Here is a 17,909-nt window from a genome sequence, read left to right on the forward strand (position 1 = left end):
CGCTTCCAACCTGATGGTGCCGAATCGGGTCATTCCAGCCTTGGGTGTGCTCGCCCTCGTGCTGGTCTGGCTTCTGGATATTGGCGCCATACAACCTAACCGCATTGTACCCGGTACCGGCCATGGCCTGCTGTCAGCCGTTGGATGGCTGGGAGCAGGGGTGGTTACCCTGACGCTGGCTGCGTCTATTTTAATTTCCGTCTTGCCGTTGCGGCTGCGATACCCACTACTTCTTGGCCTCGTTGGTTTCTCGTTGGCCGCCTTGCCTCTTTTACTTGATGTCTTTGCCGGTCGCCATCTGCCCGAGGCATCGCCCTATGCGCGCTCCACGATTGGTTCGGCTTTCTGGAGCTTGCTGTTCCTGCTGTCGTTGATGCTGATTGAGATCCTTGGACGGCTCCGGGCCGGGCGAGGGCTGCAGCTAATGCTGTTGGTGGTGATTGTTGGAAGCTGGCTGCTGCTATTGCGTAGTGAGGGCCTGGCGAGCCTTTCACTGGTACGGGAATTCAATGCCCGGCCGGATAAGTTTGAGCAGGCGCTGTGGACGCATCTGGCGCTGGCCTTTGGTGCCGTGACGTTCAGTGCTGGCCTCGCGTTTGTGCTGGCGCTGAAAATGATCCGCAGCCCGGCCTGGCAGAGGCCGGTTCTTGGCGCCGTCAGTTTTCTACAAACCATCCCCAGCCTTGCGGTGTTTGGCCTTTTGATCGCACCTCTGGGCGCGTTGTCGTTGGCGTTCCCATTCCTACAATCGCTGGGCATCCGGGGTATTGGCTGGGCGCCGGCCCTTCTGGCGCTCATCGCTTACAGCCTGCTGCCCATGGTGCGAAATACCTTCGTCGCGATCACGGAGGTTCCGGAAAACCTGGCTGATGCTGGCCGGGGCATGGGGATGACCGACCGGCAATTGTTCTTCCAACTGAAATTACCCTTGGCACTGCCGGTGATCATCGAGGGTGTGCGCATCACCACCATTCAGGCCATCGGCCTGACCGCGGTGGCTGCCTTGATCGGTGCGGGCGGCTTTGGCGCGTTTATCTTTCAGGGGCTGGGGCAGGCGGCCATGGACTTGGTGTTGCTGGGTGCCTTACCCACCATCGCACTTGCGCTGCTGGCGGATGCCTTGTTCACGATGCTTGCTGACAGTCTCAAGCCGACCCCCGCGACAACCTGACATGGGAAAGGAATTGCCTGGATGATCGAACTGAAAAATGTCACCCGGCGCTTCGGTAATACCGTCGCGGTGGACAATATCAACCTGACCATTGAGACCGGTGAGGTCTGCGTGCTGGTGGGCAGTTCCGGTTGTGGCAAGTCCACCACGCTGCGCATGATCAATCGCCTGTTGCCTCACAGTTCCGGTGAGATTCTGGTGGATGGTGAGGACGTGAACGCCATGAATCCGGAGCAACTGAGGCTGAACATGGGCTACGTGATTCAGGGAACCGGTCTGTTTCCCCACTGGACCGTGGCCCGCAATATCGCCATGGTGCCTCATTTGTTGAAGTGGCCAAAGGAGCGAATCGACGCGCGTGTCGAAGAGCTGATGACCCTGCTGGATCTTGATCCGGCCACTCACGCCACCAAATACCCCCAGCAACTCTCCGGTGGTCAGGCGCAGCGGGTAGGCGTGGCCAGGGCGCTGGCGGCAGACCCCAACATCCTGTTGATGGATGAACCCTTTGGCGCGCTGGATGCGATCACCCGGGATAATCTGCAGATGGAGATGCTGCGGATTCAGAGGCAGGTGCGTAAAACCACCGTGTTCGTGACCCACGATATCGATGAAGCCCTGAAACTGGCTACCCGGATTGCAGTAATGGACCAGGGCCGCATTATCCAGCACGACACGCCCGAAAATATTCTCCGCCATCCTGCCTCAGACTTCGTTGAAAACCTCGTGGGCAAGCAGGATCGTGGCCTGAAGCTGATGAGCCTGCGGCCAGTGCGGGACCTGATGTTGCCTCATGCTGAACCAAGGCAATCGGAAGCCTGGGAGGGCGAGATCACGGAAGAGGATAGCTTGCGCCTGGCCTTATCCGTCATGCTCTGGAAGGACTTGGCTGAGGTTGCGGTGTTCAACGCACGCGGACAGGAAACCGGTGTTATCACCCGCGAACGCATTATTCAGGAAGGCGCCTGATGCGCATCTGGCTACCTTCAGCATTACTGGCTGCGCTCTTATACGGGCTGAGCGTCGGGATGCCAGTCCTGGAACCTTTGTTTCAGTGGTTGCAGCCAGACAAACAAACGGTGATTTACGAGCGTGAGAGTTTCTTGTTTCTGCTGCAGAACCATTTGCTGTTGGTGGTTGTGTCGGCGGCTGTCGGCACGTTCGTGGCGGTGGTTGGCGGTATCTTTGCCACCCGCGCCTCGGGCCGTGATTTCCTGCCCCTGGTCAGTCAGGTGGCCTCCATTGGCCAGACCTTCCCCCCGGTGGCTGTCTTAGCGCTGGCGGTGCCGGTGCTTGGCTTCGGCGAAGCGCCAATCTTGATAGCGTTGATTCTGTATGGCTTGCTGCCCATTCTGCGGAATACGCTGGCGGGTCTGGAAGGCGTCGATCCCACCGTGCGCGAGGCGGCACGAGGCATGGGCATGTCACCGGGGCAGATACTGTTTCGGGCAGAATTGCCGTTGGCGGGGAGGGTGATCCTGGCCGGTATCCGGACGTCAGTCACCATCAACATCGCCACTGCGGCGATTGGCTCCACCATAGGCGCGCGCACCTTGGGCGATCCTGTCATCGCAGGGCTGGTGAATGGCAACACAGCCTATGTGTTGCAGGGGGCAATCCTGATTGGTTTGCTGGCCCTCACCACCGATAGTTTGTTCGAGGCATTGGAGCGGATCTGGGACCGTCGGTTTTCGCCTCAGGTAGCTGTGTGATGGGCGCTTTCAAAGCCTTGGTCCGCTGGGATAAGTGCTTCTGCTTCATCGGCAGGTGTTGCTAGTCTGGGCGGTTTGATCGATATTTGATCAGGGTGCCGGCGCATTAACGGAACCGGTCTTCACCGTAACTTATCTTTCGGCCTGGCAGGGCGTGAAGCCGAATCCGATACAGCCCATCAGATCGTGAACACATCTGATGTCGAAATGAAGCTGGTTGCTGCCACGGCTAAACATCTGCACAGGATGGCATTCATGAAACCAAAGATCAGCATAGTCACACTAGGTGTCGACGACCTGGACCGGGCCACGCGTTTTTACGGCGAAGGGCTGGGACTGCCAAGGCACGAGTTTGAAGGTGGTGGAATCTCCTTTTTTAGCCTGGAGGGAACCTGGCTGGCCTTGTATCCCCGCGAGGAATTAGCCAAGGATATCGGGTTGCCAGTTCCTGTTGAGGTTGGATTCTCCGGAATTACGCTGGCTCATAACGTTGCCAGCAAGTCAGAGGTGGATGCCGTGCTACAGCAGGCGATTGCGGCGGGTGCGACTCTGATCAAGCCGGCGCAAGAGGTATTCTGGGGAGGGTACTCCGGGTATTTTCAGGATACCGAAGGGCATTACTGGGAAGTGGCGTACAATCCCTATCAGGACCTGACGTGAATTCTGGTTTGAACCTCGTTAGGCTGACGCTAACCCAATAAAATCCGGTAGAAAGGCATCCTCAGAATGTATGTGCCCAAACACTTTAAGGAAGATGACACAGAGACGCTGCATCGCTATATCCGCGATTACAGCTTCGGGCTGTTTGTGTTTGCCGACGAAGATGGCATTGAAGCGAATCACGTCCCATTCCATTTCCAGGTGGACCCAGACAACCCGCTCGGCACATTGCAGTGTCATTTGGCACGAACCAATCCGGCGTGGAATCGCATAGAGAAGGGCGGTTCTGTGTTGGCCATTTTCCAAGGGCCAGATGCCTACGTCTCTCCCTCCTGGTATGCCTCCAAGGCCGAGACCGGCCGGGTGGTACCGACCTGGAATTACCTTGCAGTCCATGCCAAGGGCACAGCCCGGGTAGTGCAGGACCCAAGCTGGCTCAAAGAGCACCTCCATAACCTCACAGACCGGCACGAACGCGATCGTGCGCAGCCCTGGTCCGTGGACGATGCTCCGGAGGAATACACTGAGCGCTTGATGCAGGGAATCGTGGGTATTGAGATCCGCATTGAGGAGCTAACCGGGAAACTGAAGGCCAGCCAAAACCAGCCGGAGGCCAATCGGGCGGGCGTTAAAGCCGGCCTCAAGACCGAAGGCGTTATGCACGCCGAGGCCATGGCTGATTTGATCAGCGAGCCGGATACCAAGGGCTGATGGCCGGCTTCGTCCGGTAGCGCTTCTGCAGTCTCAGTTGCAGCTTTTAATCAGGGGTGGGTAAGGATATGAGCATCGTTGGTGTACTGGTCGCAACCGTCATCGGAATGGTTCTGGGAGCCTTATGGTATTCACCTGTACTGTTCGGGAATCGATGGATGCAGAGCCTGGGTAAAACCAGGGAGACCCTCGGCAGCCCGACCCTACCGATGATTGGCAGTGTGTTTGCCAGCTTACTGTCGGCTATCGGTGTGGCATTGCTTCATTCATGGATCGGTGTCGACAGCTTCACTTTGTCCCTGGGGCTGGGGCTCGCACTCGGCCTGTTGATCATCTTTCCGGCGCTCCTGTCGGATAACCTGTTCTGTGATTGGGGCTGGGATCTATTGTTTATCCAGTCTGGATATCGGGTGCTTAGTGTGGTGCTGATGTCGTTGGCGATTTATTGGATTGGAGCCTGAGGTTGCACCCCAAGCCCTGTGAGAAGATTTGCAAGGATCGGGGCACCCGGTTGAGCAGTGAAGCCTCAAACGGCCGTTGCTAACTGTTCACTGTCCTGTTTTTTTGCCAGTTTATGGCCATCTTCCGATTGACCCAGTTTCCAGTAACTTGAGATGTAGAGATGGCTCTTGGCAACCTCTCGTTCCTGTTTGAAGAACTTCCTCAACGCACGCATTCCATTGAATTCGCAGGCGGCCCACACCGCGACTTGCCCTGAAAGCCAGGGCAGGGCTTTAACTCTGGAGACAAGGGACATGCCCTCAGGGTCAAGTTCGGGGTTGATCACCCAGTGCAGCTCCACATCCTCCGGATGATCCAGAGTCTGGATGTCTGACTCGCTGGGTACTTCTATCACCGCATACCCGGAAGCATTGGCTGGCAACTCAGCCAGATTGACGCTGATGGCCGGGAGTGCAGTCATATCGCCGACCAACAGGAACCAGTCAGCTTGAGGATTGATCAGTTTCCTGGGGCCTGGACCGCCAATCAGAATCCTGTCTCCCGGTTGGGCGTTGAGTGCCCAACGTGAAGCTGGCCCCATTTGGTCGTGCAGGGCGAAGTCGACATCGATTTCAGCCTGCCGCTGATGCCTGATGGTGTATGTCCTCATCAGAGGGCGCTTGTCTTCACCCTGAGGAAAAATCAGTTTGATGTAGGCGCTTTCCTGATCTTCCGGGAGGTGCGCCAGTTGTTCCCCACCGAGGGTAATGCGCAGCATGTGCTCTGTTATCTGTGTGGAACGAACTACCACCAATTCTTTCGTGGGAGGCTTAGCCATTGTCGGTCGCTCCTTTGTCTGCGGTGCTGTCACTTGTTGAACTCTCGATCATGGTGCCTGCGATCCGAACGAAGGTATCGAGTTCGCTATCGCTCAGGTTGCGGGTCATGTGTTCGGCTGCCTGCTCTTCGAGCGCATCGATTTTCGACATCATTTTCGCTCCTTCGCGGGTCGGGGTCAGGAATTGGCTGCGGCGATCGTTGGGGTTCTCGGTTTTTTCAATCAGCCCTGACTGCATCAACTCATTCAATACGCGAGTGATTTGTGCCTTGTCCTGATTCATGCGTTGGGCAATCGAGCGCGCGGTGGCATCGGGGAGCCGGCAGATGCCTTTTAAGACGCGAATGTGAGTGATGGGAAGCGGGATCTGCTGCTGTTGGATACCCGCTCTGAGCTGTCGCTTGTAAGCGTGCATAAGTCGGTGCAATGCATCGCTGAGGGAGGAGTTTGCCATTTTGCTCTCTATGGATAGTTGATGGAGTCAACCTTATTCGGTTTGGTGGATTCTGTCAACTAACTGAGAGCATTTCTGCATCCCCATAAAGGCTGGCGGCATCCGTTACCTGCGCAAGCCAGCTCAACGGCACACCCTGCGAACTGCCCACCCCATGAATTGCGGCCATAACTGGCCCAAGGATCCAGGCGCGACCACAGGAATCACCTCCGCAGTGTATGTTTGCCCGAATGGCCTCAGTGAAGGAGCTGGCCTGACTTATGATGTGGAAGATCACCGGCATGGCTTCGTGGAGGTAACAGGTGCGGCCGAAGGTATCCCCCGCATTTATTGCATCCAGCGACCTGGCCGAGAGGGCCTGGTCCAGATTCTTGCGATCAGGCGCTTCTGGGGCGGCTTTGTCGATCGCCTCTGACAGTGGCTTACCGAGAAACACCGATTCCAAAAGCCGAGCGGCGCAACGGGCCCAGGCCACTGCATCGTCGTTGTGATTGGTTACCCGTACTGCCGCTTCAACTTGCGTCATAAGGTCAGCCTGCCCGGCGTAGCAGGCAACCAGCGGCGGCAGTTTGGATACTGCAGGCAATTGCATGTCGTCGGCGCCACTTTCCGGCAGCAACTGCCCGTCAATGGTTTCGGCTAACAACACCCCCGCCTTCTGTATTTCGGGTTCCTGATAGGTGAGGCCGATGGCTTCACGCACCGGAGCTGCCAACTGCTTACCGCTCAGCCGTCGTGTATAGGGCAGGACTTTTTGCACCAGGATGCGCTGCTGTTTGTCGGTCAGGGGCGTCTGAATGGACGCCTTGCCGGCTTCAATCGCTTTCTGTTCGTTGGCGATGAGGTTTTGTAGGGTGATGCGGGTAGGGTTGTCGATGTAGCCCTGCCAGTCACCACCGGGGCCGAAGTAGGCCAGAAAACGGCGCTGGTAGTCTCGCACACTGAGCTTACCCTGACAGGCCAGCAGGCTATCGGTGAGCACTTTGGTTGCGGCACCATAATGACTGACATCGCCTGCCTGTTTGCCACCGTGGGCAAAGAAGCCAAAGCCCTTACCAAAATAATCAGCGCTGGGCGTGAGAAACTCCGGCGCCTGGCCAGCCACCTCCAAGATCCGGTTGCTGTCGTAGAGCCAGTGCAGACCAAGGCTGGCGGCATCGGCGACCCAGCCTCCTGCGAGGGCAGCGGCCATGCGTGTTTGGGTATCTTTCGGTAAATTTTTCATCACGATGCCTGCACAATAGGAAGTTGAATGGTCGTTTAATATCGGAATACGTGGTTCACCCGCAGTTTGGTTCGCTCGATCGGAGTATGGCACCTAGTATTCAAGAGCGTTGGAAAGACATTGAGGTTGTTGTCGGCCACAGTTCAGCAACAGTTCAGCCGCCCAAAATCAAAATGAGTAAGGAATAATATGGACATCATTCGAATTATTATCGCCATTCTGCTGCCCCCGCTTGGGGTGTTTTTACAAGTCGGAATTGGAAAGCATTTCTGGATTAATATCGTTCTGACTCTCTTGGGGTACTTGCCAGGGATCATCCACGCGGTCTACATCATCGCCAAGAAATGACAAGCGTTGGCTAGGACAGCGGCTCAGAATCGCTTGCTGAGCCAAGGAATCGCAAGATGAGAGATCGGATCAGGTTCTTCCTGAGTAGACTTGGTGAACGGTTGTGGGTGAAACCGTTGTTCAGCTGTGTGCTTTCAATTGCCGCCGCATTTCTGGCGCGGGCAGCCGATGACACTTTCCCTCAAAGTGGATTGCCGGACATCAGTGCCGATTCCCTGGAAACGTTATTAAGCATCATTTCAGCAAGCATGCTGGTGATTGCCGTGTTTGCAGTTGGGTCCATGCTTTCCGCCTATGCATCCGCCAGTGGTTCGGCTACGCCTCGAGCGTTCCCTGTGGTGGTTGCTGATGATGTCTCTCAGTACGCGCTTTCCATTTTTGTAGGGGCTTTCATCTTCAGTATTGTAGGCCTGATTGCTCTGATGAATGGCTACTACGGATCAACCGGTCGGTTCGTATTGTTTGTCGTTACGGTGACGGTGTTTGGGATTGTCATTATTGGGTTTGTTCGCTGGGTGGACCGGATAGCCCGGCTTGGGAGGCTGGGGACGACGATCAGCAAAGTAGAAGCGGTTGCTTGCCGCTCCCTGTTGCGCAACCGCCGCTGTCCCACCCTGGGGGGTAGGAAGTTGGTTCACCTGGGAGATGGTGACCCGGTGTATGGCGAGTCTGTTGGCTATTTGCAGCGTGTGGATGTCGAAGAGTTACAGGTATTTGCCGAGAAGCATGATCTCCAGGTTTACGTGGCTGTTTTACCGGGGGAATTCATCATGCCAGGGCAGCCCGTAGCTCACGTTGGCCGGGAGGGTAAGAGTGAGGAGTTGGATTTCGGCTGTGTTTCGCAGGCATTTCTTATCGGGAAGACACGAACGTTTGAGGAGGACCCCCGGTTTGGGCTGATTGTTCTGTCAGAAATCGCCAGTCGTGCGTTATCCCCGGGAATCAACGATCCCGGGACTGCAGTGGAAATCATTGACGCGTTCGTTCGAATCTTCGCCCAATGGAGTGAAACCGAGGAGCAGGATGTGGCGACGGAGCGGGATCGCGTCTGGGTGCCAGAGGTCTCGGTGGGTGACATGTTTGATAACGCTTTTAGCGCTATTTCGAGAGACGGCGCTGGCACCATTGAGGTGATGCTCCGGTTGCAATCCGCCTTGGCGTCACTTTCCTCACTGGGGGATGGTGAGCTCAGGGAAGCGGCTTCGAGGCACGGGCAGTTTGCATTGAAGCACGCTGAACTCGCTCTGAAGTTACCTGAGGAGGTTGAGCGAGTTCGACAATTGGCTCAGCGCGAAGACTCCAACACAAAGCACTCCTCCTAGCGCTCCAAAAAGGTGGGCCTCTATCAATATCGGCCCGCCTATAATGGCTTCCATTTGGTTACTTCCACCACCCGCAAGTTCAACGCTGAGTTTTCCTACCAACAATACGAGTGCCAACGAGGAAGCGACAGGAATGGCTCGCAATGATAGAAGCGCTCCCGCCGCAAGCAGACCATGTAGCAGTCCTGAAAGGCCTACGTACCATTGGATTTCAGGCTGACCGAAAAGCAGGCAAGCTGAGGTGAAAAGTGCGATCCCGGCGGTCATGACCCAGGCTTTAATGCCGTTCAAAGCGTCGCCAAATAATAGCCAGATTACTGCTAACCCGCCTAGATTAATCGTCAGATGTTGCCATCCCAAATGAACCCAGTGGCCTGTTAACAGTCGCCAGTATTGCCCCTCAATAAGTGCATCACGCTGATACTGAAACGCTCCCGCGATTTCAGACCCCGACGCCCACACCACAATTGCCAGTGCTCCAAAAAGGACGGGAAATATTGTTTGCACAATTACTTGGGCGAGCTTAGGTGATAGTTCATTCATTTTTAACGCTTATTTCGGATTCCGCTCAGAGTTACTGAATGTTTCACAATGTTTCATGTTGTTTTATTAACTTTTTGACATAAACTCTTCCGGTTCGTCAGCCCTTGGGCTGGGCGAGAATGGACCGACGGCCGACGTTATTTGTGAACGGCCATCATAAGCGGTAATTCGATCAAATAGGGATACTTGAATGCGAAGCTTCTTTTATGTGGTGCCCGTTGTAGCGTTAGCTTTACCCTTCAGTACTCAGGCGGATGAGGTAATTCTGGACGACCTGATTGTCATCGGCAGTCTTTGTGCCGGAGAAGACTGTGTTGTAGACGCTGAGTTTGATTTCGATACGTTGCGCCTGCAATCGCCGACGCCTCAGATCTTATTTCAGGACACCAGTACCTCTGCCAGCTTTCCAACTCATGATTGGGTGATGGGCATTTCTGATGGGGGTACTGCAATGCCTTCATCGTTTTTTATCAAGAACCTAACAACTGAGCTAACCACGTTGATGTTTTCACCCGAGGGTGATGTCGCGCTGGGTGCGGGCGCAGAGGTCGTTGAGGGGGCGGTGTCGGTTGGCGATTTGGGGATGGAGCGAAGGGTCACGTCCGTAGCTGACGCTGTTGATGACTCCGATGCCGTGACGTTGAGCCAGTTCAACGCGTTCAAAACCACAGCGACGGCTTCCGTTTCTACAGAAGTAACTGCACTTGAAACTCGATTGTCTGAGCTGGAATCACGCCTGACTGATCTGGTTGAGCGGCTCGAAGCCGTTGCGGCTCAGGTTAATTAAAACGTTGGTTCAGTTGGGAATTCTGCTCATGAAAGTACGACATTATGCATTGTGTTTGATTAGCGCTTTGACTGCGCCAGCGTCTTTTGCAGATCAGCTCATATCGGATGACCTGATTGTGCAACAAAACCTGTGTATCGGCTTGGATTGCAATAACGGTGAAGACTTTACCGGCGGTGTGCTAAAGCTGAAGGAAAACAATACACGAATTCGGTGGTACGACAGCTCTGTTATGCCAGGTGAATTAATTCGGCATCGCCTCGAAAATACCTTTGTTTATGGCGTGATAGGTCAGTCCTGGAGGGTGGAAGCGAACCAGTCCATCAACGGAGGTGACAATTATTTCTACTTTAACCAGCAAAGCCTCGAAGATTATCTGGTTTATAGCGATGGCACTGCTCCGGACTATGACTGCTCCACTCCTTCTTCGGATCCGAAGCCTGTAATAGGAGTAATCCCTGAGGGAGAGCCTGCTGAAGATGAGTTTAATTGTGAAACCTACCGCAGCTTTATCCAGCGGGATGCTCTGGCAACGGGTGGAACTGCAAGCTCCGGTGTTGCAGTGGGTATTGGCGCAACGATAGCGGATGGTCAAGTGAGTCTTGGCAGTGCCGAGCTCAAACGACGCCTGGTCCATGTTGCCAATGCGATTGCAGAATCCGATGTGCTCATAAAAGAGCAGTTGGATTTGGGACTTTTTCAAGAACAGCTTACTCGACTTAACGAAGTTGAATCTCTGGTGAATATGGCAGAGAAAGAGCTGGAAGTTCTTGAGGCTGCGGTGAAACCGAAAGGCGGTGGCGGAGCTGCCGGATGGTTGATGCTTTTGCTACCCTTGGCGGCCTTCAAGCTTCGAAATCGAAAGTTAAACAGTTAAGAGGTGGGCCAGCCTGCTGATTGAGGTGAACTTTCTCAATTGGCAGGCGTTTGCGGCCTTGCGGTTCAGATCATTTCTTTCGTTACAGAGCATTGGTGTTAAGCCAATGCCCAAGACGAGCGGCACCAAAAACTGGATAATGGCGGGATTATAAGGCCACGGCGCGCCAAATTCTCCAATCCTGGTACCCTCGTAATGGAAATCAACGTCAACTTTCTCGACAATCTCAGACTTGAAGCCAAGTTTGACGATTTCACTGTCGTTACTGACCAACCTATCCGCTACAAGGGCGACGGCTCAGCCCCCAGTCCTTTCGATTACTTCCTGGCATCCTCGGCGCTGTGTGCGGCTTATTTCGTGCGGGTGTACTGCAAGGCGCGGGATATTCCCATGGACAACATCCGCCTGTCCCAGAACAACATCGTCGACCCGGAAAACCGCTACAACCAGATCTTCAAGATTCAGGTTGAATTGCCGGAGGACATTTCCGACAAGGATCGTCAGGGCATCCTTCGGTCGATCGATCGTTGCACGGTCAAGAAGGTGGTTCAGACCGGCCCAGAGTTCCAGATTGAACAGGTCGATAACCTGGACGAAGATGCCCAGGCTCTGCTCATGGTAGAGCCAGACGGCGATGCCCGCACCTACATCGAAGGCAAGGACCTGCCGCTGGAGCAGACCATTGCCAACATGACCGGAATCCTGGCGGATCTGGGCATGAAAATTGAGATTGCCTCCTGGCGCAACATTGTGCCGCACGTATGGTCGCTGCATATTCGCGACGCGGCGTCGCCTATGTGCTTCACCAACGGCAAGGGCTCCACCAAGGAGAGTGCCCTGTGTTCCGCGCTGGGTGAGTTCATTGAGCGCCTGAACTGCAACTTCTTCTACAACGATCAGTTCTTCGGCGAAGAGATCGCCAACAGCGAGTTCGTGCATTACCCGAATGAGGAGTGGTTCAAGCCCGGGCCCGAAGACGGGCTGCCCGAGGGCATTCTGGACGACTACTGCCTGGCCATCTATAACCCGGATGGCGAACTGGGTGGCTCCAATCTGATCGACACCAACTCCGGCAATGTGGAGCGGGGCATTGTGTCCCTGCCGTTTGTCCGCCAGTCCGATGGCGAGGTGGTTTACTTCCCCTCAAACCTGATCGAGAACCTGTTCCTCAGTAACGGCATGAGTGCTGGCAATACGCTGTTCGAAGCCGAAGTGCAGTGCCTGTCAGAGATCTTCGAGCGGGCCGTGAAGCGGCAGATCATCGAAGAGGAAATTGCGCTGCCGGACGTCCCCCGCAACGTTCTGGAAAAGTACCCCGATATCCTCGAGGGCATCGACGCGCTGGAAGCCCAGGGTTTCCCCATCCTCGTCAAAGACGCCTCGTTGGGTGGCCAGTTCCCGGTCATGTGCGTGACCTTGATGAACCCGCGCACTGGCGGTGTGTTCGCGTCGTTTGGCGCACATCCGAGCTTTGAGGTAGCGCTGGAGCGCAGCCTGACTGAACTGATGCAGGGCCGGAGCTTCGAGGGCCTGAATGATGTACCGGCGCCGACGTTCAACAGCCTGGCGGTGTCTGAGCCCAACAACTTTGTTGAGCACTTCATCGATTCAACCGGTGTAGTGTCGTGGCGTTTCTTCAGTGCCAAGCAGGATTACGAGTTCTGTGAGTGGGACTTCTCCGGCACCAACGAAGAAGAATCCGTCGGTTTGTTCAATATCCTCAAGGAGATGGACAAAGAGGTGTATGTGGCCGTGTATGAAGACCTGGGGGCGCCCACCTGCCGTATTCTGGTTCCCGGTTATTCCGAGGTGTATCCGATTGAAGACCTGATCATGGATAACACCAACATGGCCCTGGATTACCGTCAGGACATTCTCAATCTGCATTCCCTGCCCGACGAGCAGTTGGCGGATCTGGCGGAGCGCCTGGAAGCCAGCCAGCTCGACAACTACATGACGATCATCAGCCTGATCGGCATCGAGTTCGACGAGAACACCGTGTGGGGGCAGCTGACGATTCTGGAGCTGAAGCTGCTGATCTGCCTGGCGCTGGAGTGGCACGAGGAAGCGCTGGAGTTCGTCGACATGTTCCTGCAGTTCAACGACAACACCGTTGAGCGCAACCTGTTTTACCGGGCCGTGAACGCGGTGCTGGAAATTACCCTGGATGATGAACTTGAGCTGGACGACTACCTGTTCAATCTCAAGCGCATGTACGGGGATGAGACCATGGATGCGGTAGTTGGCTCAGTGAATGGCAGCACCCGTTTTTACGGCCTTACCCCAACCAACTCGCAGCTGGAAGGGCTGGACAAGCACCTGCGTTTGGTTGAGAGCTATAAGAAGCTTCACGCGGCCAGGGCTGCGCGAGCGGCAGGGTAGTTTATCGGCTGGAACGGGATTCGATGTCTACCACCTGTCCGTTTCTCAGGGTAACGACCTGCCGGAACTGATTTCCGGCCAGGTCATAGAGCCACAACTGGACCAGCACTGGCCGTATCCCTCGCCAGGTCTCCAGACGTCGAGTGGGTTTGGGTGTCCGCCATTCCACTCGCTTTGAAACGGGTTCGCCGCAACGGGCGATCAGCTCGTATTCGGTGCGAGCGTGCCGAAGGGTGCTGATGTTGCAACTGGCCCGATCGGAAACATGGAATCCATAACCCAGGCTTTCCACCTGTGCCAGCTTGCCATTGCGGAAGGTCAGGCGCCGTATAAACCTTTGGGGCCCGGGGTTGTAGTACCAGTGCATTTCGGTTTGCACCACGCCCAGCCCGGGGACTGTGGCTGTGGGGTATTCCACCACGTAGTCCGGCGGCCCACAGCGCTCCTCAACCTCAATGGGCCAGGCGTCATTGTCGACCAGATACGTCCCGCAGCGCAGGGCGCCCTGAGCGCCCGGGGCGAGGGCTATCAGCACTAACATCCATAGGAATCGTCGAAAGCAGGTCATGGTCTGGTCACTGTTCTGCATGAATTTCACATCAATTGTACTCCTCGATACACCCCGCCACTCAACGCCCAACGATCGTTCGCTGGGAACTGTAATGGTCGGAGTCGTGAAAAACCGGTGATTCCTGCTAGGGTTAATAATCATGGGCTTTTGAAGGAGTAGAGGCCATGTTCCGACGCACCAAAGCCTTGCTGCACCAGATAGAACGGATTCCGGTGATCAATCAAGCGTTGGATCGGCACTATGCGAAAGAGTTCGCAAGTGCCACTAACGTCAACTGGTTCAAGGGTGTTTACCCGGACTTTGCTACTGCCATTGCCGACGTGCCAGCCAACAAACCCCTGGGGTATGACAACGACGCCCCCGCCTCAGCAGACATGTACCGTTTTAGAATGCAGGCCATTGCCCCCTGCGATTACCCCGTCGCCTTTTGGCTAAACCGATTGATGCAACCCAATGAAAGATTGCTGGATTTCGGTGGCCACGTGGGCGTTTTGTATTACGCGCTCAAGCGATATTTGTCATTTCCCGAGCCATTCGAGTGGACGATTTATGATGTGCCAGCGGTTGTTCGGGAGGGAAGGAAATTCGCCGAGGAAAATCAGAATCCTGTCCATCTGAATTTCATCGATGATCTGACCCAGGCGGACACTAATGATTGGGTGCTTTTCTCGGGCTCTTTGCAGTACGTCGAAGATTCCTTGATTTCGATCATTGAACGGCTGCCCAGCCGGCCAAAGTATCTGTTGATCAATATGCTGCCGGTTCATCCGGAGCAGCAATACGTCACCTTGCAGAATATTAGTACCGCTTTCTGTCCCTATCGCATTTATAGGGCCGTGTCGCTGATGGAGGACATCCAGAAGCTCAATGGCGAGGTGATCGACGAGTGGCGTAATGCGGATAAGGCATGCGTTATTCCCTACCACCCGGAGCACTCTCTGGATCACTACCACGGTATGCTGGTTCGGTTGAACCCACTGCACTGATCCGGTGGTCTTTATCGCAGGCTATTCCTTCGCATAGGGACATAGCGAAGGCCGCGTTCTAATGCTTTAATGTCGCCCCAAACGAGGATAGCGTTATCGCCTCCAGCAGAGGCAACTTCTCGCCTTGTTCCGCTTTTCGCTTGACCTGGAAATTACCATGAACGAACAGGAAGTACTCTACGGTTTCAGTAGCGTTCTGATTGCCGCGGCGCTTTTCGTCGCAATTGTTGTCTGTAACGAGCTGGGATTCAGAACCGGTCGTTTCACTCAGGCTCGCACTACGTCAGAAATGAAGGAGCTCACAGGGTCCGTTCAGGCCAGTATTCTGGGCTTGTTGGCGTTACTGTTGGGTTTTACCTTCAGCATGTCGATGCAGCGTTACGACAATCGCAGCATCGCTGTTATCGATGAAGCCAATGCCATTGGAACGGCGGTGCTGAGGGTAGAGTTGCTGCCGCAGGAATTCCAGGATGACGCCAAACAGCTGTGGCGGGATTATGCGCAGTTACGGGTGGAGGTAGGCCAGGTTGATCTGACCAAGGTTGACGAGCGCAACGAATACAACGCCAAGATCGCTCAATTACAGAGCGAGCTGTGGTCGCTGGCGGTTGCGGCTACCAACGTCGATCCGCGTCCGGTAACAACGGGGTCGTTCGTGAAATCCCTGAACGACGCCATCGACAGCCAGGGCAAGCGCAATGCCTTGCTTCAGATGCACGTGCCGGAAGTGGTGCTGATCCTTCTGTTCGTCGTTTTTATAGCGTCGGGAGGGATCATGGGGTACTCCTCGGGCTTGAGCGGGCAGCGAATGGTGGTGCCCATCATGCTGGTGTCTCTCCTGATTACCCTGATTGTATTCCTGATTATCGATCTGGACCGGCCAAAGCGCGGTTTCATTCAGGTTAACCAGGCCCCGATGGTGGAGGTGCTGGGCGGTTTGAGTCCATAGATTTCGCCCGCCTCAACGCTGGAACTTGCGCCGGTAATCGCTTGGCGACACCCCAACTCGATCCCGAAACAATCGCCGGAACGAGTTGGGGTCTTCGTAACCCACCTGGTAGGTGATCTGCTCAAACGACATCTTGCTGGATTCCAACCGCAGCTTGGCGTCTTCCAGCCTTAGGTTTTGCAAATACTGGCTCGGTGACTGGCGGGTGGCCTGTTTAAACCTTCGGATGAAGTGCCGCAGGCTGAAACCAAACTGTTCGGCCAATGCCTGTACATGAATCACCTCTTTGTAATGCCCCTCCAGCCAATCCTGTACCCGGAGTATGGCGTCGTCTTCGTGGCGACGATTGAAGGTTGTCACCATGTAGGGCGACTGATCGCTTCGGCTGCTGTCGATCAGCAGCTTTCTGGAAAACTCACGGGCCAGAGCTTTGTCGGCGAACTTCTGAAGCATGTGTAGCAGCAAATCGTTGCTGGTGGTGGCGCCACCGGAACAGAGTACGCCGCTGTCGTCGGTCACGGTTTGGTGTTCCTGCAAATTGACTCGAGGGTAGCGTTGGCGGAAAACATCGGCGTAGTACCAGTGGGTGGTAGCCACCCGTTCATTCAAGAGCCCGGCTTCAGCGGTCAGGAAGGCACCGGTGCACAAAGAGGCAATGGTGTTGCCGTCGGCGTGGCGCTGGCGGAGCCAGGGAATGAATCCACCGAGTGACGGCAGCAGGTCCAGTATCCGAAACAGGAAACCTGGCACGATCACCAGTGTGGCCTGTGGCGCGTTCTCAATGCTTGCGGTAGGGGTGAGTGTAACGCCGCCAGAGGCCGTAACTGGCAAACCATCAATCGACACCAGTGACACCTTAAAAGCGGTTGCATTCCCACTTTCAACTCCAATGACGCCCCTGGCCCTTTGCAGGTAGTTGGCGCTCTCCAGCATTTCCAGCGTGGCGGTAACACTGGTCGATGAGCAACCCTCGGCGAGCAGGACAATGACACCGATGGTCGGTTGCTCGGGTTTAGCGTTGGCCATGGGTGAGCTCTCAATGTGGCATGTATGGCTTGAATAATGTCATATATGCCCGTTGGTTCAGGCGCCGTCAAGCCATACTCTGGATCACCACGTAACAACACGCTGTCTGTTCCATGACAACGCGTTCGGCCACAGAGACCCACGAGAGCTGAAATCCATGACGCAGAAGAATCGGCGCCCACGCCTGAAACTCGATGCCCGTATTGTACCGGGCCTCAATGCTTCGCACTCCGAGCTGGAAGCCATGTGGGGGCTTCGCCTTGAGTACCTGGACCTGCGCTTGTCAGAGCAGGCCGACTGGGAGCGGTTCTGCTATTACTGCCAGAAAGACCGTACGGTACTGGCGCTGTTTGAGGACGAGGCGGGCACCTTGCAGGGCTATTTCACATTCACCTTCGAGCCCATCGATCAATCCGGTCGCAAGGCCCTGTTAATCCATTCGAAATATTATTATGTCCGCACGGCGGCGCGCGGACATCCCAAAATCACTTCGTCGGCTTGGCGGTTGTTGCCGGGGCTGATTCGGCGTTATGGGCTTCGGCGAATTTACCTGGTCGCGTTTGCCTTTCCGACCAGCTTTGTTTCCCTGAGCCGGACCTTTGGCGGGGCGATGACCATTCAGGACCCGGTTACGCCAGAATGGGAGCGAGAGGCGCTAGCAACCTTTGCCAGTCAGCAGGCCGGGCAGGACTGGGACGCCGAGGCTGCCGTTATTCGTCACCAGAGTATTCCGCAGGGCGAAGGGCGCCCGGTGACTGATGGCATTCGGCAGTTGCAAGCGCGCTATGAAGGCTTTAATCCGGATTGGAAGGAAGGGGTATCGCTACCGATCATGATGAAGCTGGATGCGCCCACGGTGTGGAGCACCATAAAAACCAATGTCCGGCGTCTGTTCCGTTAGACGTT

Annotated in this window: 20 protein-coding genes; 14 read left to right on the forward strand and 6 right to left on the reverse strand. The window is 55.4% G+C overall.

What is annotated here, in order from left to right; translation table 11 throughout:
- Positions 1–13 precede the first annotated feature (13 nt).
- The 6 genes from QUE89_RS07110 to QUE89_RS07135 all read left to right on the forward strand — a co-directional run bounded on the left by QUE89_RS07110 (position 14) and on the right by QUE89_RS07135 (position 4,715).
- Complete coding sequence (locus QUE89_RS07110; RefSeq protein ID WP_286222837.1) at positions 14–1,171, forward strand: ABC transporter permease; 1,158 nt, start codon at positions 14–16, stop codon at positions 1,169–1,171.
- Between the two features lie 21 nt (positions 1,172–1,192).
- A complete protein-coding gene (locus QUE89_RS07115) occupies positions 1,193–2,140 on the forward strand; it encodes an ABC transporter ATP-binding protein (RefSeq protein ID WP_286222504.1) in 948 nt (315 codons plus the stop codon).
- The gene (locus QUE89_RS07120; protein WP_286222505.1) at positions 2,140–2,883 is read left to right on the forward strand and encodes an ABC transporter permease; all 744 of its coding nucleotides are present in this window, start codon (positions 2,140–2,142) and stop codon (positions 2,881–2,883) included. The genes QUE89_RS07115 and QUE89_RS07120 overlap by 1 nt, the downstream gene beginning before the upstream one ends.
- 255 nt (positions 2,884–3,138) lie before the next feature.
- Positions 3,139–3,543 carry a VOC family protein gene (locus QUE89_RS07125; RefSeq protein ID WP_286222506.1) on the forward strand — a complete coding sequence of 135 codons (405 nt, stop codon included), beginning with the start codon at positions 3,139–3,141 and terminating at the stop codon, positions 3,541–3,543.
- A gap of 66 nt (positions 3,544–3,609) precedes the next feature.
- Positions 3,610–4,254 (forward strand): FMN-binding negative transcriptional regulator, encoded by a 645-nt coding sequence (locus QUE89_RS07130; protein WP_286222507.1) that lies wholly within the window; start codon positions 3,610–3,612, stop codon positions 4,252–4,254.
- A gap of 68 nt (positions 4,255–4,322) precedes the next feature.
- Positions 4,323–4,715, forward strand: coding sequence for a DUF1761 domain-containing protein (locus QUE89_RS07135; RefSeq protein WP_286222508.1), 393 nt, complete (start codon positions 4,323–4,325; stop codon positions 4,713–4,715).
- A gap of 65 nt (positions 4,716–4,780) precedes the next feature.
- Here QUE89_RS07135 and QUE89_RS07140 read toward each other — a convergent pair whose 3' ends face one another.
- From QUE89_RS07140 to QUE89_RS07150, 3 genes are read right to left on the reverse strand one after another with little or no spacing between them, the layout of a single operon-like run.
- Positions 4,781–5,533, reverse strand: a complete 753-nt coding sequence (locus tag QUE89_RS07140; RefSeq protein ID WP_286222509.1) for a siderophore-interacting protein — start codon at positions 5,531–5,533, stop codon at positions 4,781–4,783.
- The gene (locus QUE89_RS07145; RefSeq protein WP_286222510.1) at positions 5,526–5,987 is read right to left on the reverse strand and encodes a MarR family winged helix-turn-helix transcriptional regulator; all 462 of its coding nucleotides are present in this window, start codon (positions 5,985–5,987) and stop codon (positions 5,526–5,528) included. The genes QUE89_RS07140 and QUE89_RS07145 overlap by 8 nt, the downstream gene beginning before the upstream one ends.
- Before the next feature lie 55 nt (positions 5,988–6,042).
- Positions 6,043–7,212, reverse strand: a complete 1,170-nt coding sequence (locus QUE89_RS07150; RefSeq protein ID WP_286222511.1) for an ADP-ribosylglycohydrolase family protein — start codon at positions 7,210–7,212, stop codon at positions 6,043–6,045.
- Between the two features lie 189 nt (positions 7,213–7,401).
- Between QUE89_RS07150 and QUE89_RS07155 the strand changes: the two genes are divergently transcribed.
- Positions 7,402–7,560 carry a YqaE/Pmp3 family membrane protein gene (locus QUE89_RS07155; protein ID WP_286222512.1) on the forward strand — a complete coding sequence of 53 codons (159 nt, stop codon included), beginning with the start codon at positions 7,402–7,404 and terminating at the stop codon, positions 7,558–7,560.
- A gap of 56 nt (positions 7,561–7,616) precedes the next feature.
- Positions 7,617–8,882: a DUF2254 domain-containing protein gene (locus QUE89_RS07160; protein ID WP_286222513.1), complete on the forward strand. Its 1,266-nt coding sequence runs from the start codon at positions 7,617–7,619 to the stop codon at positions 8,880–8,882.
- On the opposite strand, the gene rrtA is transcribed toward QUE89_RS07160, so the two are convergent.
- Positions 8,811–9,425 carry a rhombosortase gene (rrtA, locus tag QUE89_RS07165; RefSeq protein ID WP_286222514.1) on the reverse strand — a complete coding sequence of 205 codons (615 nt, stop codon included), beginning with the start codon at positions 9,423–9,425 and terminating at the stop codon, positions 8,811–8,813. The genes QUE89_RS07160 and rrtA overlap by 72 nt on opposite strands.
- A gap of 190 nt (positions 9,426–9,615) precedes the next feature.
- Between rrtA and QUE89_RS07170 the strand changes: the two genes are divergently transcribed.
- From QUE89_RS07170 to QUE89_RS07180, 3 genes are all read left to right on the forward strand, one after another.
- Positions 9,616–10,212, forward strand: coding sequence for a hypothetical protein (locus QUE89_RS07170; protein ID WP_286222515.1), 597 nt, complete (start codon positions 9,616–9,618; stop codon positions 10,210–10,212).
- Positions 10,213–10,240: 28 nt separating this feature from the next.
- Positions 10,241–11,089 carry a hypothetical protein gene (locus tag QUE89_RS07175; protein ID WP_286222516.1) on the forward strand — a complete coding sequence of 283 codons (849 nt, stop codon included), beginning with the start codon at positions 10,241–10,243 and terminating at the stop codon, positions 11,087–11,089.
- A gap of 195 nt (positions 11,090–11,284) precedes the next feature.
- Positions 11,285–13,471, forward strand: a complete 2,187-nt coding sequence (locus QUE89_RS07180; RefSeq protein WP_286222517.1) for an OsmC domain/YcaO domain-containing protein — start codon at positions 11,285–11,287, stop codon at positions 13,469–13,471.
- A 1-nt stretch (position 13,472) separates the two neighbouring features.
- On the opposite strand, the gene QUE89_RS07185 is transcribed toward QUE89_RS07180, so the two are convergent.
- Positions 13,473–14,060 carry a DUF2845 domain-containing protein gene (locus QUE89_RS07185; RefSeq protein ID WP_286222838.1) on the reverse strand — a complete coding sequence of 196 codons (588 nt, stop codon included), beginning with the start codon at positions 14,058–14,060 and terminating at the stop codon, positions 13,473–13,475.
- 146 nt (positions 14,061–14,206) lie between these two features.
- Here QUE89_RS07185 and QUE89_RS07190 point away from each other — a divergent pair, with 146 nt between their 5' ends.
- Positions 14,207–15,028 carry a TIGR04325 family methyltransferase gene (locus QUE89_RS07190; RefSeq protein WP_286222518.1) on the forward strand — a complete coding sequence of 274 codons (822 nt, stop codon included), beginning with the start codon at positions 14,207–14,209 and terminating at the stop codon, positions 15,026–15,028.
- 157 nt (positions 15,029–15,185) lie between these two features.
- Positions 15,186–15,977, forward strand: a complete 792-nt coding sequence (locus QUE89_RS07195) for a bestrophin-like domain (RefSeq protein WP_286222519.1) — start codon at positions 15,186–15,188, stop codon at positions 15,975–15,977.
- 12 nt (positions 15,978–15,989) lie between these two features.
- Here QUE89_RS07195 and QUE89_RS07200 read toward each other — a convergent pair whose 3' ends face one another.
- Positions 15,990–17,003 (reverse strand): GlxA family transcriptional regulator, encoded by a 1,014-nt coding sequence (locus QUE89_RS07200; protein WP_286222521.1) that lies wholly within the window; start codon positions 17,001–17,003, stop codon positions 15,990–15,992.
- Positions 17,004–17,160: 157 nt separating this feature from the next.
- Here QUE89_RS07200 and QUE89_RS07205 point away from each other — a divergent pair, with 157 nt between their 5' ends.
- Positions 17,161–17,904, forward strand: a complete 744-nt coding sequence (locus QUE89_RS07205) for a hypothetical protein (protein ID WP_286222522.1) — start codon at positions 17,161–17,163, stop codon at positions 17,902–17,904.
- Positions 17,905–17,909 lie beyond the last annotated feature (5 nt).

Origin of the sequence: Marinobacter sp. LA51 (assembly GCF_030297175.1) — a bacterium.
GTDB lineage: Bacteria > Pseudomonadota > Gammaproteobacteria > Pseudomonadales > Oleiphilaceae > Marinobacter > Marinobacter apostichopi.